The sequence below is a fragment of the Flavobacterium succinicans genome (assembly GCF_001662485.1).
GTDB lineage: Bacteria > Bacteroidota > Bacteroidia > Flavobacteriales > Flavobacteriaceae > Flavobacterium > Flavobacterium succinicans_A.
In genome coordinates this window covers 245,185-266,266 of record NZ_JMTM01000053.1, presented here as the reverse complement: position 1 = coordinate 266,266, position 21,082 = coordinate 245,185, and the positions used below count along the sequence as shown (strand labels likewise).

The following is a 21,082-nucleotide window of genomic DNA, read 5'->3' as shown; positions in this document are numbered from 1 at the left end:
CAATATTGCAACTATTAGGGAATAAAAAACAATTCTATAATAATGATGTTTTAATTTATACCCATTCTAAAAGAAGAGCTAGCAAAAATCAATAGTAAGTATTTCAACAATTCTTATCTTTACCTTCCAAAAAACAATACAATATGGACTTTATATACCAGGATCCTTATCCTATTTTAAAAGACGAAACCCAATACCGAAAAATTACTTCCGATTTTGTAAAAGTTGAACAATTAGGGGAACGTGAGATTTTAAACGTAGACCCGAAAGGGTTGGAATTATTGGCTCAAGAAGCGATGAGAGACGTTTCTTTTATGTTGCGTACTTCGCATTTAGAAAAGTTAAGAGCCATTTTGGATGACCCCGAAGCGACCGATAATGATCGTTTTGTAGCGTATAATTTATTGCAAAATGCCGTAGTAGCTATCGATGGCGAATTGCCTTCTTGCCAAGATACGGGAACCGCTATTGTGATGGCCAAAAAAGGAGAGAATGTATACACCGGCGTTGATGATGCTGAGTATTTGTCAAAAGGGATTTTTAATACTTATCAAGAAAAAAACCTTCGTTATTCTCAAATTGTACCCATTAGCATGTTTGAAGAAAAAAATTCAGGATCAAACCTTCCGGCTCAAATTGATATTTATGCTAAAAAAGGAGCTTCATATGAATTTCTGTTTTTAGCTAAAGGTGGAGGCTCAGCAAATAAAACGTATTTATACCAACAAACGAAATCATTATTAAATGAGAAATCTTTAGATGCTTTTATTCGTGCTAAGATCATGGATTTGGGGACATCTGCTTGCCCACCTTACCACTTGGCTTTGGTGATTGGAGGAACTTCTGCCGAAGCTAATTTGGCCGCTGTAAAAAAAGCTTCTGCAGGTTATTTTGATCATTTACCTACTTCTGGAAATATGGCAGGACAAGCTTTCCGTGATTTGGAGTGGGAGAAAAGAGTACAAATCATTTGCCAAGAAAGCCAGATTGGAGCACAATTTGGAGGTAAATATTTCACACACGATGTTCGTGTCATTCGTTTGCCGCGCCATGCTGCTTCTTGTCCAGTGGGATTAGGAGTTTCTTGTTCTGCGGATAGAAATATCAAAGGGAAAATTACGAAAGACGGTATTTTTGTAGAACAATTGGAAGTAAATCCAAAACGATTGTTGCCAGAAACACCTCCTCATTTGGAAGCGGCTGTCGAGATTGATTTGAACCGACCCATGCCAGAAATTTTGGCGGAGTTGTCTAAATATCCTATCAAAACACGATTAAAACTAAACGGAACCTTGATTGTAGCTCGTGATATTGCACATGCGAAAATAAAAGAGTTGTTAGATGCCGGAAAGCCGATGCCGGAATATTTTAAAAACCACCCTATTTATTATGCTGGACCAGCCAAAACACCAGAAGGAATGCCTTCGGGAAGTTTTGGACCCACAACTGCAGGTCGTATGGATGTGTATGTAGAAGAATTCCAAAAAAATGGCGGAAGTATGGTAATGCTTGCCAAAGGTAACCGAACCAAAGACGTAAGGAACGCTTGTAAAACCTATGGAGGATTCTATTTGGGATCTATCGGTGGGCCAGCTGCTATTTTGGCAAAAGAGAATATTCTTTCTGTTGAGGTAGTGGATTTTGAAGAATTAGGCATGGAGGCCGTTCGCAAAATCACCATTAAAGATTTCCCAGCTTTTATTATTACAGATGATAAAGGAAATGACTTTTTTGAAAATTTATAATTTTATAATCATTTTAAAAAGACTGTCTCTAATGAGACAGTCTTTTTTAGTAATCCTATTTTTATTTGAAACCCACATTATTAGTTTTAGCAGCAGGTTTAGGTTCTCGTTATGGAGGACTAAAACAATTAGACGGATTAGGGCCTCAGGGGCAAATCATTATGGACTATTCCATTCATGATGCTTTAAAAGCAGGCTTTGGGAACGTGGTTTTGATCGTACAAGAACCAATGATTCCGGTACTTACGGAGCGCTATTTGGTGCAGCAACAATTGCCCGTTTCTTTTGTGATTCAGGATAAAAAAATTGAAAGAAATAATATCGTTCACGAAAATGCCAAACCTTGGGGAACAGCTCATGCTTTATGGTGTGCTAAAAATGCTATTCAGGGTAATTTTTTGTTGATTAATGCTGATGATTTTTATGGTCAAAATTCCTTTGCTTTAGCTTATAAGCATTTATCTCAATATGAAAATCCGTGTGCCATCGTGTTCCCAATTTTAAAGACCTTATCCGAAAATGGCACTGTAAATCGAGCCGAAGTTCACGTTGAAAATGGGTTGCTGAAAGATTCTATCGAAAGAGAAAAAATTAGCAAAACCAAGGAGGGTATTTTTTATCCTACTTCAAATGGAGAACTGGTAGCATTAGCCGAAAATACTTTAGTTTCTATGAATATGTGGGGTTTTACACCAGCTATTTTTGATTTCTTAGAAAAGGATTTGGATGCTTTTATTCAAAAATGGCAAGCCAATCTGGGGATAGAATATCAGTTACCAAATGTGGTTACCGCTATGATTGAAGCTAGTATTTATCAAATTTCGGTGATTCCTACCAACGAAGAGTGGATTGGTATTACGTATCAAGAAGATAAACAAAAAGCGGCTGAGCAGATAAAAAAACTACACGATTCTGGAGTGTATAGCGAAAAAGTATGATGGCAATTGCAAAAGTAGTAACTAATTTTTTTGGAGATGTAGTTATCGACGATGTAGTGGTGCTGCAAAGTGGCTTAATCAATAGTACGTATAAAGTATCGACTTCAAAGGGCGATTTTGTTTTACAAAAAATGAATCAAACCGTTTTCCCTAAGATTCATGCTCTTTTGAATAATAAAATAAAGATTACTAAGTATTTACAGCAAATTAGTTTTCCTACTATAACGTTTCACTCCACAGCAGAGGGTTTGTTTTATACCCAAGAAGGAGAAGATATTTGGCAATTGTCTGCTTATGTTCCTTCAATTGTCAAAGAAAAAATAGAATCGCCAATTATGGCTGAAAAAGCAGGATTTTTCTTGGCGCAATTTCATAAAGCCTTGCTAGATTTTCCAATTGCTGAATTGGAATATACCCTTCCGGATTTTCATAACACGCCCAAAAGATATAATGATTTTAAGGATAAGTTAACGGGCGCTTCAAAAGAACGTTTGTTCAATGCCAGTGATGAAATAGAGCAACTCAACTTTTATTATGCTAAAGTAGCACCAGTGGCTTTAGCTATTCAAGAAGGTATAATTCCGTTGCGTGTTGTGCATAATGACACCAAAATTGGCAATATGCTTTTTGATGAAAAAGGCAATATTATTTGCATTATTGATTATGATACGATCATGCCAGGAAGTATTCTTCATGATGTGGGCGATGCTTTAAGAACAGGAACGAATACCGCCACTGAGGAAGAAAAAGAGCTGAACAAAGTAAATTTTGATACTAAAATCTACGAAGCTTTTATGAAAGGATACACACAGGAAGCGCTTTCTTTTATGACACCCAAAGAAGCCGAAGCAATTCATTTAAGCTTACCTTTATTGCTTTTTGAGCAAGCTTGCCGTTTTCTTGCAGACTACTTAGATAACGATCAATATTATACAACATCTTATGAAGAACAAAATTTAATAAGAGCTAAAACTCAAATTCATTTGTTAGCACAAGTTTGTAGTTATTTCAATTTATAGTTCAGGCTATGAATTTTTTATTATAAAAAAACCCACAGCAGTAATGGTACTTATGTGGGTTTCTTGTTTTTCTAGTCAATCACCATTTCTGGAATTTCGCCTTCAATGAGTAAGTTGGCCTCCGTAGAAGCAATGATATGTTCTACCGATACGCCTGGAGCTCTTTCCAAAAGCTTAAATCCTTTGGGAGTGATTTCCATAACTGCCAATTCGGTCACTACTTTTTTTACGCAACCTACTCCAGTTAAAGGTAAGGTGCATTTTTTCAGGATTTTACTTTCACCAGCTTTGTTCACGTGCATCATGGCCACGATAATATTATCTGCTGATGCCACTAAATCCATGGCGCCTCCCATTCCTTTGACCATTTTTCCTGGAATTTTCCAGTTGGCAATGTCTCCGTTTTCAGCGACTTCCATAGCGCCTAGGATGGTTAAATCCACATGTTGTCCTCTAATCATTCCGAAACTTGTGGCCGAATCAAAGAAACTAGCGCCCGGCAAGGTGGTAATGGTTTGTTTTCCAGCATTAATCAAATCGGCGTCTTCTTCCCCTTCAAATGGGAAAGGTCCCATGCCTAACACCCCGTTTTCGCTTTGAAATTCAACTGAGATATCTTCTCTTACATAATTGGCTACCAAGGTTGGAATCCCGATGCCAAGGTTCACAAAGTAACCGTCTTGTACTTCTTTTGCAATGCGTTTAGCGATATCTTCTTTTGTTAACATACTTTTCTTTTTTGAAACATATAAGTTATTTTTAACTGAATCTTAGATATTTTTTAAAACCATATAAGGCAATTAAGGTCATTTAAGTTTTAGCTTCAGACTGAATACTAATAAACTGACCACTGAACACTATCTTTTCCTAACTGTTCTTTGTTCAATTCGTTTTTCATATTTTTCACCTTGAAAAATACGTTGTACTAGTATTCCAGGAATGTGAATTTGATTTGGATCTAAAGTTCCTGCTTCGACTAATTCTTCGACTTCGGCAATGGTGATTTTTGCGGCACCACACATACATGGATTAAAATTTCTAGCCGTTCCTTTGAAGATTAAATTCCCTGCAGTATCGCCTTTCCAAGCTTTTACAATGGCAAAATCAGCTTTGAAAGCTTCTTCCATAATGTGCATTTTTCCATTAAATTCTCGTACTTCTTTGCCTTTGGCAACTTCAGTTCCATAACCCGCAGGTGTAAAAAAAGCGGGGATTCCAGCTTGAGCCGCACGACAACGTTCAGCTAAAGTACCCTGAGGAATCAAATCTACTTCGAGTTCCCCAGAAAGCATTTGGCGTTCAAACTCAGCATTTTCTCCTACATAAGAAGAAATCATTTTTTTGATTTGTTTTTTTTGTAAAAGCAAACCAAGTCCAAAATCATCTACACCAGCGTTGTTTGAAATACAAGTTAATTCATTTACGCCTTTTTCAACTAAAGCTGTAATGGAATTTTCGGGTATTCCACAAAGGCCAAAGCCACCTAACATCAGCGTCATTCCGTTTTCGATGCCTTGTAGCGCATCATCAACAGTTGAAACGGTTTTATTTATCATGGAGTTCTATTTTAGAAATTTTTTTAGGCAAATGTAGTTCGAAATCGATTTCGAAAAAAAAATTAGAGAGCATTTTTTACAGATAATCGATTCATTTGTTAAATACAAAAACGACAGTTCTGCTGAAGAACTGCCGTTGTAGTTTTTATTGTTCGAATTCGTCTGTTGTTTGTTGGTTTTCTACCGCAGTGGTGTCGACAACTGTTGCTTTTCGGGGCGTGTAACAGTCTACTTTAATCTTAAGGTTTGCGGGTCGCTCGAAAGGTTCTTTGGAGACTTGCAAAGTGGGATCTTCATAACATTTTTTCATAAAATACCCCCAAACCGGTAGTGCAGAGGCAGCGCCTTGTCCGTAGGTTAAACTTTTGAATCGAGCAGAACGATCTTCGCAACCTACCCAAACTCCGGTAACTAAATTTGGTACCATACCCATAAACCATCCATCGGATTGATTTTGTGAAGTTCCTGTTTTTCCTGCAATTGGATTTCTAAACATATACGGATAGCCTGTCCATCGATGGTCTCCGGCTCCTCCGCCTTCGGTTCTTAATCTTGCTCCAGAACCACTTTCGGTTACTCCTTCTAATAATTTAATGACTGCAAAAGCAATGTCTTTATTCAAAACATCATGTGATTCGGGGATTGGTTCGTAAATTACCACTCCGCTTTTGTCTTCGATTTTGGTCAAAAACTGTGGTTTGACATAGACACCTTGATTGGCAAATGTACTGTAAGCAGCCACCATATCTTCTACCGTAATTTCAACAGCTCCTAAGGCAATTGAAGGTTGATTAATGATTTCTGATTTTACACCTAATTTATGGGTCAATTCGATAACCGCTTCGGGTCCAACTTTGTCAATCAATTTGGCTGAAATAGTGTTGATCGAATGGGCCAAAGCTTGTTTCAATGTAACCATTCCTCGGTATTTGTTGTCGGAGTTTCTAGGTTCCCAATCTTCAGTAACATGATGGCGTCCTTTGTGAATCATAAAAGGAGAATCAATGATAGAATCACAAGGCGACATGTTGAGCTGTTCGATAACCGTGGCATATACAAAGGGCTTGAAGGTAGATCCCACTTGTCGCGCACCTTGACCTACGTGATCGTATTGAAAATACTTGTAGTTGATGCCGCCCACCCAAGCTTTGATGTTTCCAGTTTGAGGCTCCATTGCCATTAAGCCTGATTGTAAAAAGTGCTTGTAATAACGAATAGAATCCATTGGAGTCATTACGGTGTCAATTTCTCCTTTCCAAGAGAAAATCTTCATTTTTGTTTTTACTTTGAAGGAAGCAATAATTTCGTCTTCACTTTTTTCCATAGCTTTCATGACATTCCATCGGTTAGAGGATTTCATGGCTTGGTTCATGATACGTTGTGTTTCAGCTTCGGTAATGTTTACGAAAGGCGCATTTTTATTGCCTTTTTGTTGCAAAAAGAATTCTTCTTGCATGTTAGTCATATGTGCGTTAACAGCTTCCTCTGCATAGGTTTGCATTCTAGAATCGATGGTCGTATAAATCTTTAAACCATCTTTGTAGATATCATAATCTGTACCGTCTGGTTTTTTATTTTCCTCTACCCATTTTTTCATGTAATCTCTTAGGTATTCTCTGAAATAAGTAGCAATACCATCTTTATGAGTTTCTAGTTTGAAGTTAAGTTTTATGGGTAAACTTTGTAATTGTAATTTTTGTTGCTCGGTGATAATCTTGGCTTTTTCCATTTGGTGCAACACTACATTTCGACGGTTTTTTACTCCTTCTGGATTGCGAATAGGATTGTAGAGTCCTGAGTTTTTGAACATTCCTACTAAAATAGCCGACTCATCTATGGTTAAATCTTTTGGTGCTTTGGAAAAATAGGTTTTTGCTGCCGAGCTAACGCCAACGGAGTTGTTCCCAAAATCATAGACATTGCAATACATGGCAATAATTTCGTTTTTGGTGTATTGACGTTCCAAACGAATGGCGATAATCCATTCTTTCATTTTTTGAACGATACGGAAAGGTAAAAATTTAGAACCTTCTCCGTGAAATAATTGCTTAGCCAATTGTTGGGTAAGTGTACTGGCGCCACCACTAGTTCCTAAACTTACAATCGCTCTCAAAGTTCCTCTACCATCAATTCCTGAATGCTCATAAAAACGCGCATCTTCGGTAGCCACTAAGGCATCTACCAAGTTTTTCGGTAAATCAGAATACTTGAGTTGCGAACGATTCTTTTGAAAATATTTTCCTAAAACTACTCCATCTGACGAAATGATTTCGGTAGCCAAATTAGAGTCTGGATTTTCTAAATCTTCAAAAGAAGGCATAGAACCAAACAGTCCCCAGGAGGCAAAAAGGAAGAAAAGAGCCAAAATGCCCAAACCATAAAAGTAGATTTTCCAGAACTTCTTTTTATAGTAATTGATGTCTTTATCAATTGCTTTAGACGATGTGTTATTTTTTCTAACTGCCATAATTTTACTCTATTGTTTCTATTCTAAAACCTACGTCGGTAATGCCATCCAAAACGGATACACCGGGTACTTTGCCGTTTTCTCTCAAAGCTTGTTTGATGTATACTTTGAATTGTCCTTTAAATCTAACTTTTTCTTTGTAAAAAAGTTTGCTTTCTTTTAAATCCGTAAAGCCATTGCCTAACAAAGTTCCGTCAGGGTTGGCCATTTGGTATTCTAAAGTATCTACTTTGGTGAAGCCATTTTTTTGTTCCATAGCCACAATCAAAAAGATATTATTGAATTTATAATCGTCATTGGCTCTCAAATTCACAAACAAATTGTATTGTTGCGTGGAGTCCAATGCAGGCAAATCGAAGGAAACAATGCTGTCTTTGTTCCAACCGCTGCCTACTGTTTTGTATTCGTCAAAAACTCTTTTTTTGTCGCAGGCCAAAAAAAGTAAGACTACAGCAAATAAGATACAACTATTTTTTATCCCCATTTTTAGTAATAATTATAGGTTTTCTAGGTTCATTGGGTGTATTAGGGTTAGGCTTTTTTTCATTAGCATTGCCTCTATTTTTGTTGTTGTGAGGTCTTTTTTTGTTGCCATTTTGAGCAGCAGGTTTGTTAGGAGCTATAGCTGGTGCGGTAGCTGCATTTGCCGTTGCTCCAGCATTTGTTTTGCGTTTTTTCGAAGGTCTTTTTTTAGCTTTGGGCTGGTCAAAACGAGTTAAACTCTCTTGCCCCATAGCGTTATTAAAGTTTTTCTCTGGTTCGGCTACCACTTCTATAGCATAGTCTTCTAAAGACGAAACTTTGTTTTTTAGTTTGTTCTCGGCAATGATTTCGTGTACTTGTTCAATTTTAAGCACGTGCCAATTGGCAAAGTTATTCGTGTAAGCAAACCACATTAAGCCTTTGAAAATATCTTGTTTTTGGCAGATAGCATCTCCTTTTTCGGTCACTAATTTGGTGTCGAAATTTGGAAAATGCTTCAAAGCATCCATGTAGGTGTCTAACTCATAATTCAAACAACATTTTAATTTCCCGCATTGTCCCGCCAATTTTTGTGGATTCAATGACAACTGTTGGTAACGTGCTGCAGAAGTATTCACACTTCTAAAATCGGTCAACCAAGTCGAGCAACATAGTTCTCTTCCGCAAGAACCGATTCCTCCTAAACGAGCGGCTTCTTGACGGAAACCTACTTGTTTCATTTCGACTCTTGTGCTGAATTCTTTGGCAAAATCCTTAATCAACATTCTAAAATCTACACGGTCGTTGGCGGTATAGTAAAAAGTTGCTTTGGAACCATCACCTTGAAATTCGATATCCGAAATTTTCATTTCTAATTTGTGTTGAATTGCCAATTCACGTGCACGAACTTTCATGGGTTCTTCTTTATCTCGAGCGGCAGACCAAATATCGATGTCTTTTTGAGAGGCTTTTCGGTATATTTTTGGGATTTCGTTGCTGTTGTGGTTGACTCCTTTTTTCTTCATTTGAATTTTTACCAACTCGCCAGTTAGGGTAACAATTCCGATATCGTGACCAGGTGAAGCTACCGTTGCCACGATGTCTCCCATACTTAAGGTTAGTTTTTCGGTATTGCGGTAAAATTCTTTTCTTCCGTTTTTGAAACGTACTTCGACACAGTCAAAAGGCGCTTCGCCATTGGGTAAACTCATGTTCGAAAGCCAATCAAAAACGGTTAATTTGTTGCAGCTATCGGTGCCGCAAGTCCCATTATTTTTACACCCCTTTGGTGCGCCACCATCGGAAGTTGAACAACTTGTACAAGCCATAATTATATTGTAGTGTTGCCAAAAAAGCAACTTGAGTTCTTACTTAAATTTAATCGGTAAAGATAGTATTTTTTAATTGTATGTTACAACGGTAAAAAATAAGGATGCGTCTTAAAATTATACTAAAATAATTGGAGTTTTAATTGTGATTTTTTTGAATGAGATCAATCAATTTTAGATTTATTACTTGGTTAATAAAAATTCTTCGTAGTTAGTTGGGTTGACTATTGTTGTCGTTACATTGCTATAATTGTCTAAAAAAGTACTTGGAATTTTATATTTTGCAGCACTATTCCATTTGATTTCACAAGCTAAAAGTTGGTCATTTCTTTTTTCGATATAATCAATTTCTTGCTGTTGTGTAGTTCTCCAAAAATGGCAATCTGCTTCTTCTTGTTGGATATTTAAATATTTTATGCGTTCGCTGATGATATAGTTTTCCCATAAGTTTCCTATGTCGTTTCTTTGGTTTATTCCATTGAAATTACCTGTAACTGCATTGATAATACCATTGTCATAAAAATATATTTTCTTTCCTTTTTTAATTTCATTTCGGACATTGTTAGCAAAAGCCGGTAGTTTGAATATCACAAAAGCCTTTTCTAATAGGTCAATGTATTTTTCAACGGTTTTATTATCAATTTGTATCAGTTTGCTCAATTCATTGTAATTTACCTCGCTGCCTACTTGTAGTGCCAATGCTTTTACTATTTTCTGGAGCACTACAGGTTTTGCTATTTGATCCAATAGAAATAAATCTTTGTATAAATAACTATTCGCGATGAGTTTGATGTGTTCTTTTGCATCAACTGGGTTGCTTATGATTTCTGGGTAATTACCGTAGATTAGTCGTTGTTCTATATTTCTTTTTTCTTCTAAGAGTCCATTGTGGGTAACCATTTCTGAGAAGACAATAGGGAATAAATACATTTCATATTTTCTACCTGTTAGGGGCTCGTTGAGTTTGTTGGCCAATTCAAAACTCGAGGAGCCCGTAGCAATAACTTGTACAGATTTGATTTGATCTACGATTATTTTGAGAACAATACCAATGTTTGTCACACGTTGTGCTTCGTCAATCACTAAAATCTCATTGTCGCCAATTATATTTTTGAGTTTGGTTACGTTAGGATTTTCGAATAAAGTAAGCACATCCGATTCGTCTCCGTTTAAGAAAAGTGTTTTTTTGTCCAGGTCTGCCACTAGATGTTGTACAAAAGTTGTCTTGCCCACTTGTCTTGGACCAAAAATAAGTAAGGCCTTCCCTTTGAATAAACGGGCTTTTGCGTAATCAGTTTGTGCTCTTGTAACCATAAAGCATTGATTTTAAAGAAACAAATGTAGTTTTTTTGATTAAAATTCCAAAATTATTATGTTTATTTTGGAATTGATTCCAAAATTATTATGTTTATTTTGGAATTGATTCCAAAATAATTATGTTTTTTGAACCATTTATGGCATTTTAGGACATATAAGTTTGGGTTAAAAATAAAAACCACCACAAAAAGGATTGTGATGGTTTAGGTTATTTCATTTATGATTGTTACTAAAGATGCCAATTGTGGCTCTTTAGCCCCGATAGTTTATCTGTTTAATTATTAATTCTAAATATTTTGAAACTCTTTATTAACGACAAACGTCTTACTAAGCTTATCATGCCATCCTTGTTTTTTCTTATCAAATAGGATCCATAAAAAACCTAATGCTAAAATCAAATAGGAAACAATTTTGCTAATGTTTCTGGCTGTTGATTTTGAAAAACTCAACCTAGTACCATTCTCATCAATAACTTTAATCCCCATTATGTGTTTTCCGAAAGTTCCTTGATATTTTGAACTTTCCATTATGATACAATATAAAATCCAAATTATGAATGAAGTTTCTCTAATCCAATTCCTTTCTTTTAAAAACTGGATTCTTGGTTCTATTTCGCTACCTCGATTAAGATAATTAGTTAAAGTCTTATCAAAATCTAAAAACAGATAGAAAATAAAAAAAACCATTAAAATAATTGGAATTATATCAATTAGATAGGCTCCGAATCTTTTGCCTCTCTCTGCAAGATTTTTTTCTATATTCATATTTGTTAGTATTTATTAAGATTGCTTTTTTGAAATGATAATCAAATATATTGTTTTATTTCTTACAAATTAAAACAAAAAAACCACCACAAAAGAGATTGTGATGGTTTAGGTTATTTCATTTATGATTGTTACTAAAGATGCCAATTGTGGCTCTTTAGCCCCGATAGTAGTGGAAATCCTTTGTGGGCTGGGGTTCAGCCCGCAAAGATTGAAACGGATAGCGGGACCATTGTTTCTTAAAAATGCCTATTTTTTCTGCTCCTAAAGAGAATTAGTTTCTAGGTTTCTTTGACCGAAATAATTTTTACGGGACAAGCCTTTGCGGCGAGTTCGCAACTTTCTACGATGGTGTGGTCGGGTGATTTTAGGGTGTAAAAACCTTTGGCATTGACACTTTTGATGAGTACCGATTTACCGTCTTTTTTGGACATTTGAAATTGTACGGGCGCCATTTCTACGCAGTAATTGCAACCGATGCATTTGTCTCTTTGTAAGGTGATGATGACCATTAGGCTTCTACTATTTTGTATAATTTGTCGGACATACGGATTCTGAACGGCAGTTTGAGGGTGCAATCGTCTCCTTTGGTAGCACGCTCTGCCGAGGTATCATTGACAAACATTTCTTCGATAATCATTTCTTGTGCGCCCGTGCTTGGACCCGTTACCAAAATTTTATCGCCCACTTTGATGTCATAGGCTTCGATTTTGAATTGACCAATTTCGGCTTTGGGAAAGAAATGGGTGCCTTTGCCTACATAGACTTTCTTTTGCGTAGCTACAGAACCGGAAACATCGCTCCATTCGCCCAATTCTTGTCCTAAATAATAACCCGACCAAAATCCGCGGTTGTATACGGTATTCAAAGCCTCCATCCAAACGGCGATTTTGTCTTTGGAGAACGTGCCGTCATAGTAGGCGTCAATCGCTTCGCGGTAGGTTTTGATTACGGTGGCTACATATTCTGGAGCACGGCCACGCCCTTCTATTTTGAGGACTTGAATGCCTGAATCGATGACTTGGTCTAGGAAATCTAGGGTGCATAAATCTTTGGGGGACATCATATACTCGTTGTCCAATTCGATTTCGAAACCGGTTTCTTGGTCGATTACGGTATATTTTTTACGACAGTTTTGTTTGCAAGCTCCACGGTTGGCTGAGGAGTTATTCGAGTGCAGACTCAAATAGCATTTACCCGAAACGGCCATACACAAAGCGCCGTGACCAAAGATTTCGATCTCGACCAAATTCCCGTTAGGGCCTTTGATTTGTTCTTTTTCGATTTGTTCGGTGATTTTTTTTACTTGACGCAAACTCAATTCGCGACTCAATACCATAGTATCGGCAAAAAGGCTGTAGAATTTGATGGTTTCGATATTGGTCACATTCAATTGTGTAGAAATGTGAACTTCCATTCCAACGCTTCGAGCCATAGCAATTACGGCTTGATCGGAAGCAATCACTGCAGTGATGTTGGCTTCTTTAGCTTTGTTGATTAAAGTTTTGACCACAGATAAATCGTGGTCATAAATGATGGTGTTTAAGGTCAAGTAACTGCGTACATTTTTGGCTTCGCAGCGTTTGGCGATTTCGACTAAATCATCCATAGTGAAGTTTACCGAGGCGCGGGCACGCATATTGAGCTGTTCTACTCCAAAATATACGGAATCACATCCATTGTCTAAAGCGGCTTGCAAGGATTCGAAATTCCCAGCAGGTGCCATTAATTCTATTTTGTTGTTTGTTGTCATTGTGTGTATTGTTTTGACACAGATTTCACAGATTTCCACAGATTAATCTGTGTGAATTTGTGAAATCTGTGTCTAATTTATTTTGTGAACCTTTGTCAAAGTTTAGAACTTTGACAAAGGTGATGGATGAAAGTTTGGAAAAACTATTTTAAAATTTTATACAATGTATCAGATAAACGGACTCTAAAAGGCACTTCAAATGTTACTTTGTCGCCTGCTTGTGCGATTGTTTTTTCGATGCCGTTAACTAACATTTTTTCGAGTACAAGTTGTTCATTTCCTGTAGTCGGGCCCGAAATTAAAATGGTGTCTCCTACTTGTAGTTCATTATTTTCAATAACAAAAAGAGCAACTTGCGCTTTTACAAAATAATGTTCGGCTTTGCCTAAAAGTGTTTTTTTGATTTTGATTCTTTGGCGAATTTTGGTTGGAGTCGTGGCAACTGCCAATGGTGTGTCCGAAAGCTCGCCTGAATGCTTGAAAGGCAATTTATCCGATTTTCCTTTTCGGAAGACTTTGTTACCGACTTGTATGCCTTTTCTCAATTTTACTTGCTCTACTAATGGTAAGTTGATGATGTCTAAACATTCGTTAGAACAACAATTTTGCATGGCTTCTTTGCATTCGTCACATTGAATGAACAACAAATGACAGCCTACATTTTCGCAGTTGGTATGATTATCGCAAGGTTTTCCGCATTGATGACATTGCGAAACAATATCGTCTGTGATGCGCTCACCCAAACGATGGTCAAAAACGAAATTCTTTCCGATAAATTTGCTTTCTAGATTCTCTTCTTTGATTTGCTTGGCGTAATTGATGATGCCTCCTTCTAATTGGAAAACATTTTTAAATCCTTGGTGTTTGAAGTAAGCCGAAGCTTTTTCGCAACGAATTCCACCCGTGCAATACATCACTAGATTTTTATCTTCTTTAAAATCCTGTAATTGTTCGTTAATGATAGGCAACGATTCGCGAAACGTTTCCACATCAGGAGTAATTGCGCCTTTAAAATGTCCAATTTCACTTTCGTAATGGTTTCTAAAATCAACTACAATCGTATTGGGATCTTCTAATATTTCGTTGAATTCCTTGGCTTTTAGATGCACTCCAATATTGGTGACATCAAAGGTATCGTCGTTTAATCCGTCTGCCACAATTTTGTCGCGCACTTTTACGGTAAGTTTCAAAAACGAATGATCATCGTGTTCTACGGCTACATTCAAACGAATGTTGCGCATAAATTCATAAGCTTCTAGCGTTTCGCGGAAGGCTTCTAAATTTTCGGCAGGGACAGACATTTGGGCGTTGATGCCTTCTTTGGCTACATAGGTTCTGCCTAGTGCATCCAATTTATTCCATTCGATAAACAAATCGTCGCGAAATTTTTTAGGATCTTCAATTTTGGCATACGCATAGAAAGACAACGTGAGGCGTTGTTTTCCGGCTTGGTCAATAAGCTCGGCTCTTTCTTCTGCGCTTAAGGTGTTGTACAGTTGCATGCTATAAACGTTAAGTGAGAAATAAATTAGGAACTCTAATTGGAAGAATTCGGGCGCAAAGGTATTGCTTTTTTAAATAAAAGTGATAAAAATCCTCTTGAAGCTAATGATTTAGAATGTTAAAGAACGATATTAAGAATAATAGTATATAAAATAAGGGTGAAACCAAAGCCATTTTTACTCATTCATGCCATGGGAGTTAATACAATTTTTTTTACATAATAAAAAACATAAACGTTATAAATAAATGATAAAAAAAGTCAAATTATAAAGACTTTTTTTGAGGGAAATATAAAATTCAAATCTGGTAAAATCCTGAAGCTGAGTTTTTATTAACCTATATTGAGTCAGTGATTTAAAAAAATATTGCATTTAAGATGAGATAAAAGAAGACTTGGTATTCATTCATAAATTTTACATAAATGACACATAATTTTTTTCAAATTAACCATTTCGCCATGTTTAGTGTATATTTTTTAGTTAAATTTGATAGAATTGTATTTACTATCAACCTAAAAAAACATAAAATGGGCTTAGTTGAGAATTATAAGAAGAGTATTGTACTGTTTTTTTCATTTGTTTTTCTTGTTTCATGTAATAAAAAAGAAAGTCAGGCACCACCTCCAATCCCTGCTCCTTTTATAACAGTTGAAGCCAAAGATGTTCCTATCTATAAAGAATTTGCAGCACAAACGTTTGGAGATTTGGATATCGATTTGACGGCTAGAGTGGATGGTATTTTGACTGGTATTCACTTTATTGAAGGGCAGAAGGTGAAAAAAGGACAGTTACTGTATACGATAGATCCCTTAGAATATGACACTAAAGTAGATCAGGTAAAAGGACAAGTGGCTGTATCACAAAGTAATCTCGTTAATGCTGAGGAAGAATTGAAAAGGATTCGTCCTTTAGCCGATATGAATGCGGTTAGCCAGCGCGAATTGGATGCAGCTGTTGCTAAAGCTAAAGCAGCTCGTTCTAACTATGAAAGTACTCAAGCCACATTACGTAATCAAAAGTTAGAGCGTAGTTATTGTAATATAATGTCACCTATTAATGGAGTCATAGGAATAAGTAATGCCAGAGTTGGAGATTATATTTCTAGAATAGGAAATTCTTCTAAATTAAATACAGTTTCTCTTTTAGATAACGTTAGAGTACGATTCACCATCAGTGAAGCAGAATATTTAGAATATCGTAAGAAGAAAAATTTAAGTAAAGATAATACTACCAATGATATTGAACTGTTACTTTCAGACGGAAGTGTGCATCCTTATAAAGGAGTCTTGAATTTTTCGGATGCCAAAATCGATCCTACAACAGGAACCATGACTATCGAAACGACGTTCTCTAATCCAGAAAATAACTTGCGTTCTGGACAATTTTCCAAAGTAAGAGCCTTAATAGAAAACCAACGAAACGCCATTGCAATTCCTCAAAAAGCAGTGACCGAATTACAAGGAATTTATCAAGTATTAGTTATTGATAAAGAAAATAAAATTCAAGTTCGTATTGTGGAAGTAGGCACCAAAGTAGGAGATGATTGGGTAATCACTAAAGGTATCAATGTAGGAGATAGAGTAGCAATAACAGGAAGTATGTTTATTCAGCCCGGCTCAGTAGTAACTCCTGTTCCTTTTGCAACAGTAGATAAAAAAGCGAAATAATCATGGATAATTTTTTTGTAAGAAGGCCCATTGTAGCCATAGTTTTGTCCATTTTTATGGTAATAATTGGGGGGCTATCAATTCTAGAGACCCCAATTGCACAATACCCTGAAATTGCGCCACCAGTGGTTCAAATTCAAACCAGTTATCGAGGTGCTAACGCGTTAAACGTAGAACAAGCCGTTGCCACTCCAATCGAACAAAAAGTAAATGGTGTAGAAAACATGTTGTACATGCAGTCTACCAATACAGGTGACGGAAGTATGTCTTTGTCGGTAACCTTTGACATGGGAACCGATTTGGATAATGCTACGATGTTGACCCAAAACCGTGTGGCTTCAGCCACCTCGACTTTGCCAGTTGATGTTAAAAATACGGGAGTTACGACCAAAAAGTCACTGTCGATGCCGTTACTTCTGTTCTCACTTTCTTCTCCAAATAACACCTATAGTTCCGACTTTTTAACGAATTATGCCAATATCAATATCGTAGATGCTTTATCTAGAATCAAAGGGGTGGGTGAAGTAGTAATTTTTGGAGGAAGTAATTATGCGATGCGTATTTGGGTGAAGCCCGATATTTTGGCCAAATACAAATTGACCATCCCGGATATTATGAGTGCGATTAAGGATCAAAACTCGATTGCGCCCGGAGGAAAATTTGGTGCGCCACCCGCAGAAGATGGAAACGAGTTTACCTACAACGTAACACTAAAAGATCGTTTGGTTGATATTAAAGATTTTGAAAATATTATTCTAAAATCAAATATTGGTAATCAACAAGTGCGACTAAAAGACGTAGCGACCGTTGCTTTAGGAACCGAAAGTTATGCTTCAAAAGGCGCTTTAAATGGGAAACCTGCTGGAACCATTGGTATCAAACAAATGCCAGGATCTAATGCACTTGAAGTAGCTGCCGAGGCAAAGAAAACAATGGAGGAATTGAGTAAAAAATTCCCTCAAGATTTAACTTACCACACTTCATTGGATACTACTTTGGCGATTACTGAAGGGATAAGTGAAATCATGCACACGCTTTTAGAGGCGATATTTTTGGTGATTATTGTAGTTTTTATCTTTTTACAAAACTGGAGAGCTACTATTATTCCTTTGCTTACCGTACCGGTATCTTTAATTGGGGTATTTATGTTGTTTCCGCTACTCGGATTTTCAATCAACGTTTTATCGCTTTTAGGTTTGGTGTTAGCCATCGGGATTGTGGTCGATGATGCCATTGTAGTGGTAGAGGCAGTGATGCATCATATCGAACATGGGTTGTCTCCACGAGAAGCGACCAACAAGGCCATGAAAGAAGTTTCAGGTCCAGTAATTGCTATTGCAGTGGTTTTGACCGCGGTATTTATTCCTGTTGCCATGACTCCAGGGATTACAGGGCGTTTGTACCAACAATTCGCAATAACCATTGCAATATCAGTAATTTTCTCTGCGATTAGTGCACTTACGCTTAGTCCTGCCTTGTGTTCTATTTTATTGAAGCCAAATCAAGAACCAAAAGGATGGTTAGGAAAATTCTTTAAGGCATTCAATCAAAAATTCGAATCATTTACCAATAAATATACTGGATTTACCGCATTCTTAATCAAAAAAACGGTTCGTAGTTTTATTTTTATTGGAATAATGATAGGAGCTATTGCAATATTGGGTAGTAAAATTCCGTCAGGATTTGTACCCGAAGAAGATCAAGGATATTTGTTTGTCAATGTTGAATTACCGGGTGCCTCTTCTTTACATAGAACTGAAGCGGTTTGTAAAAAAATTGAAGGTATTTTAGGTTCAATTGAAGGGATCGAATATTACACTACGGTATCAGGCTATAGTTTATTGAAAAATTCGATGGCTACCAATAACGGCTTCTTTTTCATTTCCTTAAAAGAATGGAAAAAAAGAGACAAGGATGTCTTTAAAATTATTCAAGAAATAAATGGTAAGTTGGTTTATGCCGTTCCAGAAGCGACAGCTTTTGCGTTTGGACCACCACCAATTAGTGGTATCGGAAATGCAGCTGGTTTTTCGATGATGTTACAAGACAGAGCTGGGAAAACACCACAGTATTTGTTTGAAAATGCCCAACGTTTTATGGCTGAGGCTAGAAAACGACCTGAAATTGGAAGCGTGAGAACGACCTTTAATCCTTATGTTCCTCAAATTAGTTTGGATATTGATCGGGACAAAGTAACCGAATTGAATTTGTCTCTTTCAGAGGTTAATTTAGCCATTGGAGCCAGTTTAGGAGGGCAATATGTCAATGAGTTCAACCGATTTGGGCGTCAATATATTGTATTGATTCAGGCTGCTCCAAGTTTTACACTAAATCCCGAAGATATTAATAAAATATTTGTTCGAAGTAAAGACAATATTATGATCCCTATTTCGAGTATTGCTACCATCAAAAAGGAGAGTGGCCCTGAGTTTACGACTCGTTTTAACTTGTATAGATCTGCAGAAATTGGTGGATCACCTGCTCCAGGATACACCTCTTCTGAGGCTAGAGTAGCGCTAGAAGAAACGGCTTTAAAAGTACTACCTACCGACATGGGCTATCAATGGTCGGCTATGAGTTATCAAGAAAAACAAGCCGAGGGAAAAGGTGCTACCGTTTTTATCATGGCTATTTTGTTCGTATTCTTGATCTTAGCAGCCCAATACGAAAGCTGGAAATTACCCTTTAGTGTATTGTTAGGAACACCTTTTGCTGTTTTTGGAGCCTTTTTGGGATTATATCTCTGTAAGTTATTTAGTCCTGATTATGTGAACAATGTTTTTGCTCAGATTGGATTGGTAATGCTTATTGGATTAGCAGCCAAAAATGCTATTCTTATTGTAGAGTTCGCCAAAGCCGAATACGAAAAAGGAGTGCCATTGGTGGAAGCTGCTTTGACCGCTGCTAAGTTGCGATTTCGACCAATTTTGATGACGGCTTTTGCCTTTATTTTAGGTGTTGTTCCTTTGTTGACTGCTTCTGGAGCGGGGGCACAGGCCAGAAAAGTAATGGGAATGACGGTGTTTAGTGGAATGCTAGTGGCTACAATTATGGGGGTATGTTTTATTCCAGTCTTATTCGTTTTTGTGGAAAGAGTTGGTAAAAAGAAACATCAAGAAAATGCGGTTGAATCTACAAAATCTATCAGTCATGAAGAATAAATTAAAATTTGGCGCCCTACTTGTGGTATTGGCATTATTGCCTACTAGTTGTTTGGTGGGTCCGAAATATAAAGCTCCCGAATTTCAGGAAAATGCAGCAAGCAAATTTCAATATGCAAAAAATGCAGATACTACCAAGACTATTTTAAATGTAAAATGGTTTGACATCTTTAATGATGAGGTACTAAAAAATTTGATTAACAAAGGCATTGAAAACAATTTTGATTTAAGAACCGCGGTTTCTCGTTTAGAGCAAGCCAAAGCCAATTTAGGATTTACTAAGGCCAATGTTTTTCCTTCTTTTCAGTACAGTGCTGGAGCTAATACGGCTCAAAACTTTATTCAAAATTCATCATTAATAGGGAATATGTCCTGGGAAATTGATTTCTGGGGTAAATTGCGCCACGAAAATAGAGCCGTTCAAAATGAATTGTTGGCAACTGAAGAAGCTCGAAAAACGGTTATGGCTGGAATTGTTAGCGATATTGCCACCGCTTATTTTCAATTAAGAGATTTAGACAATCAGTTAGAAATCACAAAGCAAACTCTAAAGACACGTCAGGATTCTTACGTAATCATTTCAGATCGTTTCAAGAGCGGGTATACTTCTGAATTGGATAAAGTGCAAATCGAACAACAAGTAGCCATTGCTGAGGCGGCTTTGCCTAATATTAAAAGACAAATCACGGTATTAGAGAACACCATCTCTATTTTAATTGGTCAAATACCGGGTCCGATTGAACGAGGTAAGATGAATAAAGATCAATTGATGGTAACCGATTTGCCTACTGCCATTCCATCATCATTGTTACAAAATCGTCCCGATGTAAAAAGAGCAGAATTGCAATACATTGCGGCTCATGAAAGAATTGGAGTGGCGCAAGCGATGCGTTTTCCATCTTTTAATATTGCAGCTTTCGCAGGATTAGCGACTCCAAAAATTGGCGATTTGTTTAATGATGGTTCTTATAGAGATAATGCTTCTGTTGGTATAACTGGGCCATTGTTTCAATTTGGAAAAAATAAAAGACGTGTCGAAATCAATAGACAATTGGCAGAACAATCTAAAATTAGTTATGAGAAAACGTATTTAGTTGCTATTGCCGAAGTAGAAAATGCGATTCAAAATGCTTCCACTTTAAAAGAGGAATATGAAGCAAGAAGCCGTCAGGTCGCTGCTGCAAAAAAGAATTATGAATTATCCTATGCGAGATATTATAATGGTTATGTTTCGTATTTAGAAGTATTGGATGTACAACGTTCGTTATTTGATGCAGAAATTAGTTTGTCACAACTATCACAAAGACAACTAGTTGCTATGGTTCAATTATACAAATCCTTGGGAGGTGGTTGGAATTAAAAATATAGAGAGCATAAAAAAACATCCGTATTCGGATGTTTTT

At 36.8% G+C, this 21,082-nt stretch carries 16 protein-coding genes; 6 read left to right on the top strand and 10 right to left on the bottom strand.

Features of this window, described 5'->3' with window-relative positions; genetic code table 11:
- Positions 1 to 143 precede the first annotated feature (143 nt).
- From FLB_RS10080 to FLB_RS10070, 3 genes are all read left to right on the top strand, one after another.
- Positions 144 to 1,745: a fumarate hydratase gene (locus FLB_RS10080; protein ID WP_064715823.1), complete on the top strand. Its 1,602-nt coding sequence runs from the start codon at positions 144 to 146 to the stop codon at positions 1,743 to 1,745.
- A 65-nt stretch (positions 1,746 to 1,810) separates the two neighbouring features.
- On the top strand, positions 1,811 to 2,683 hold the full coding sequence (locus FLB_RS10075; protein WP_064715822.1) for an NDP-sugar synthase: 873 nt from the start codon (positions 1,811 to 1,813) through the stop codon (positions 2,681 to 2,683).
- Positions 2,680 to 3,702: a phosphotransferase enzyme family protein gene (locus tag FLB_RS10070; RefSeq protein WP_064715821.1), complete on the top strand. Its 1,023-nt coding sequence runs from the start codon at positions 2,680 to 2,682 to the stop codon at positions 3,700 to 3,702. Before FLB_RS10075 ends, FLB_RS10070 begins: the two co-directional genes overlap by 4 nt.
- Positions 3,703 to 3,773: 71 nt before the next feature.
- On the opposite strand, the gene FLB_RS10065 is transcribed toward FLB_RS10070, so the two are convergent.
- From FLB_RS10065 to FLB_RS10020, 10 genes are all read right to left on the bottom strand, one after another.
- Positions 3,774 to 4,430 (bottom strand): CoA transferase subunit B, encoded by a 657-nt coding sequence (locus FLB_RS10065; protein ID WP_064715820.1) that lies wholly within the window; start codon positions 4,428 to 4,430, stop codon positions 3,774 to 3,776.
- A gap of 129 nt (positions 4,431 to 4,559) precedes the next feature.
- A complete protein-coding gene (locus tag FLB_RS10060; RefSeq protein ID WP_064715819.1) occupies positions 4,560 to 5,258 on the bottom strand; it encodes a CoA transferase subunit A in 699 nt (232 codons plus the stop codon).
- A 145-nt stretch (positions 5,259 to 5,403) separates the two neighbouring features.
- Positions 5,404 to 7,725, bottom strand: a complete 2,322-nt coding sequence (locus tag FLB_RS10055) for a penicillin-binding protein 1A (protein ID WP_064715818.1) — start codon at positions 7,723 to 7,725, stop codon at positions 5,404 to 5,406.
- 4 nt (positions 7,726 to 7,729) lie between these two features.
- Positions 7,730 to 8,209, bottom strand: a complete 480-nt coding sequence (locus FLB_RS10050; protein WP_064715817.1) for a gliding motility lipoprotein GldH — start codon at positions 8,207 to 8,209, stop codon at positions 7,730 to 7,732.
- Complete coding sequence (locus FLB_RS10045; protein WP_064715816.1) at positions 8,193 to 9,515, bottom strand: stage 0 sporulation family protein; 1,323 nt, start codon at positions 9,513 to 9,515, stop codon at positions 8,193 to 8,195. The genes FLB_RS10050 and FLB_RS10045 overlap by 17 nt, the downstream gene beginning before the upstream one ends.
- A 183-nt stretch (positions 9,516 to 9,698) precedes the next feature.
- A complete protein-coding gene (locus FLB_RS10040; protein ID WP_064715815.1) occupies positions 9,699 to 10,829 on the bottom strand; it encodes an ATP-binding protein in 1,131 nt (376 codons plus the stop codon).
- A 290-nt stretch (positions 10,830 to 11,119) separates the two neighbouring features.
- Complete coding sequence (locus FLB_RS10035; RefSeq protein ID WP_064715814.1) at positions 11,120 to 11,596, bottom strand: RDD family protein; 477 nt, start codon at positions 11,594 to 11,596, stop codon at positions 11,120 to 11,122.
- A 281-nt stretch (positions 11,597 to 11,877) separates the two neighbouring features.
- A complete protein-coding gene (locus FLB_RS10030) occupies positions 11,878 to 12,108 on the bottom strand; it encodes a ferredoxin (RefSeq protein WP_024980634.1) in 231 nt (76 codons plus the stop codon).
- Positions 12,108 to 13,349, bottom strand: coding sequence for a peptidase U32 family protein (locus FLB_RS10025; RefSeq protein ID WP_064715813.1), 1,242 nt, complete (start codon positions 13,347 to 13,349; stop codon positions 12,108 to 12,110). Before FLB_RS10025 ends, FLB_RS10030 begins: the two co-directional genes overlap by 1 nt.
- Before the next feature lie 143 nt (positions 13,350 to 13,492).
- Complete coding sequence (locus FLB_RS10020; protein WP_064715812.1) at positions 13,493 to 14,851, bottom strand: rhodanese-related sulfurtransferase; 1,359 nt, start codon at positions 14,849 to 14,851, stop codon at positions 13,493 to 13,495.
- A gap of 527 nt (positions 14,852 to 15,378) precedes the next feature.
- Here FLB_RS10020 and FLB_RS10015 point away from each other — a divergent pair.
- The 3 genes from FLB_RS10015 to FLB_RS10005 are packed head-to-tail and all read left to right on the top strand — an operon-like array spanning position 15,379 to position 21,039.
- Positions 15,379 to 16,518, top strand: coding sequence for an efflux RND transporter periplasmic adaptor subunit (locus tag FLB_RS10015; RefSeq protein ID WP_064715874.1), 1,140 nt, complete (start codon positions 15,379 to 15,381; stop codon positions 16,516 to 16,518).
- A 2-nt stretch (positions 16,519 to 16,520) separates the two neighbouring features.
- Positions 16,521 to 19,679 (top strand): efflux RND transporter permease subunit, encoded by a 3,159-nt coding sequence (locus FLB_RS10010; RefSeq protein ID WP_064715811.1) that lies wholly within the window; start codon positions 16,521 to 16,523, stop codon positions 19,677 to 19,679.
- Entirely contained in the window at positions 19,669 to 21,039 is a 1,371-nt protein-coding gene (locus FLB_RS10005) for an efflux transporter outer membrane subunit (protein WP_064715810.1), read from the top strand. Before FLB_RS10010 ends, FLB_RS10005 begins: the two co-directional genes overlap by 11 nt.
- The last annotated feature ends 43 nt before the right edge of the window (positions 21,040 to 21,082 follow it).

What these genes read in the sequence shown, in the direction of transcription:
- FLB_RS10080 (WP_064715823.1), top strand. Translation starts at nt 144, where the DNA reads ATGGACTTTATATACCAGGATCCTTATCCTATTTTAAAAGACGAAACC.
- FLB_RS10070 (WP_064715821.1), top strand. Translation starts at nt 2,680, where the DNA reads ATGATGGCAATTGCAAAAGTAGTAACTAATTTTTTTGGAGATGTAGTT.
- FLB_RS10065 (WP_064715820.1), bottom strand. Translation starts at nt 4,430, where the DNA reads ATGTTAACAAAAGAAGATATCGCTAAACGCATTGCAAAAGAAGTACAA.
- FLB_RS10060 (WP_064715819.1), bottom strand. Translation starts at nt 5,258, where the DNA reads ATGATAAATAAAACCGTTTCAACTGTTGATGATGCGCTACAAGGCATC.
- FLB_RS10055 (WP_064715818.1), bottom strand. Translation starts at nt 7,725, where the DNA reads ATGGCAGTTAGAAAAAATAACACATCGTCTAAAGCAATTGATAAAGAC.
- FLB_RS10050 (WP_064715817.1), bottom strand. Translation starts at nt 8,209, where the DNA reads ATGGGGATAAAAAATAGTTGTATCTTATTTGCTGTAGTCTTACTTTTT.
- FLB_RS10045 (WP_064715816.1), bottom strand. Translation starts at nt 9,515, where the DNA reads ATGGCTTGTACAAGTTGTTCAACTTCCGATGGTGGCGCACCAAAGGGG.
- FLB_RS10040 (WP_064715815.1), bottom strand. Translation starts at nt 10,829, where the DNA reads ATGGTTACAAGAGCACAAACTGATTACGCAAAAGCCCGTTTATTCAAA.
- FLB_RS10035 (WP_064715814.1), bottom strand. Translation starts at nt 11,596, where the DNA reads ATGAATATAGAAAAAAATCTTGCAGAGAGAGGCAAAAGATTCGGAGCC.
- FLB_RS10030 (WP_024980634.1), bottom strand. Translation starts at nt 12,108, where the DNA reads ATGGTCATCATCACCTTACAAAGAGACAAATGCATCGGTTGCAATTAC.
- FLB_RS10025 (WP_064715813.1), bottom strand. Translation starts at nt 13,349, where the DNA reads ATGACAACAAACAACAAAATAGAATTAATGGCACCTGCTGGGAATTTC.
- FLB_RS10020 (WP_064715812.1), bottom strand. Translation starts at nt 14,851, where the DNA reads ATGCAACTGTACAACACCTTAAGCGCAGAAGAAAGAGCCGAGCTTATT.
- FLB_RS10015 (WP_064715874.1), top strand. Translation starts at nt 15,379, where the DNA reads ATGGGCTTAGTTGAGAATTATAAGAAGAGTATTGTACTGTTTTTTTCA.
- FLB_RS10010 (WP_064715811.1), top strand. Translation starts at nt 16,521, where the DNA reads ATGGATAATTTTTTTGTAAGAAGGCCCATTGTAGCCATAGTTTTGTCC.
- FLB_RS10005 (WP_064715810.1), top strand. Translation starts at nt 19,669, where the DNA reads ATGAAGAATAAATTAAAATTTGGCGCCCTACTTGTGGTATTGGCATTA.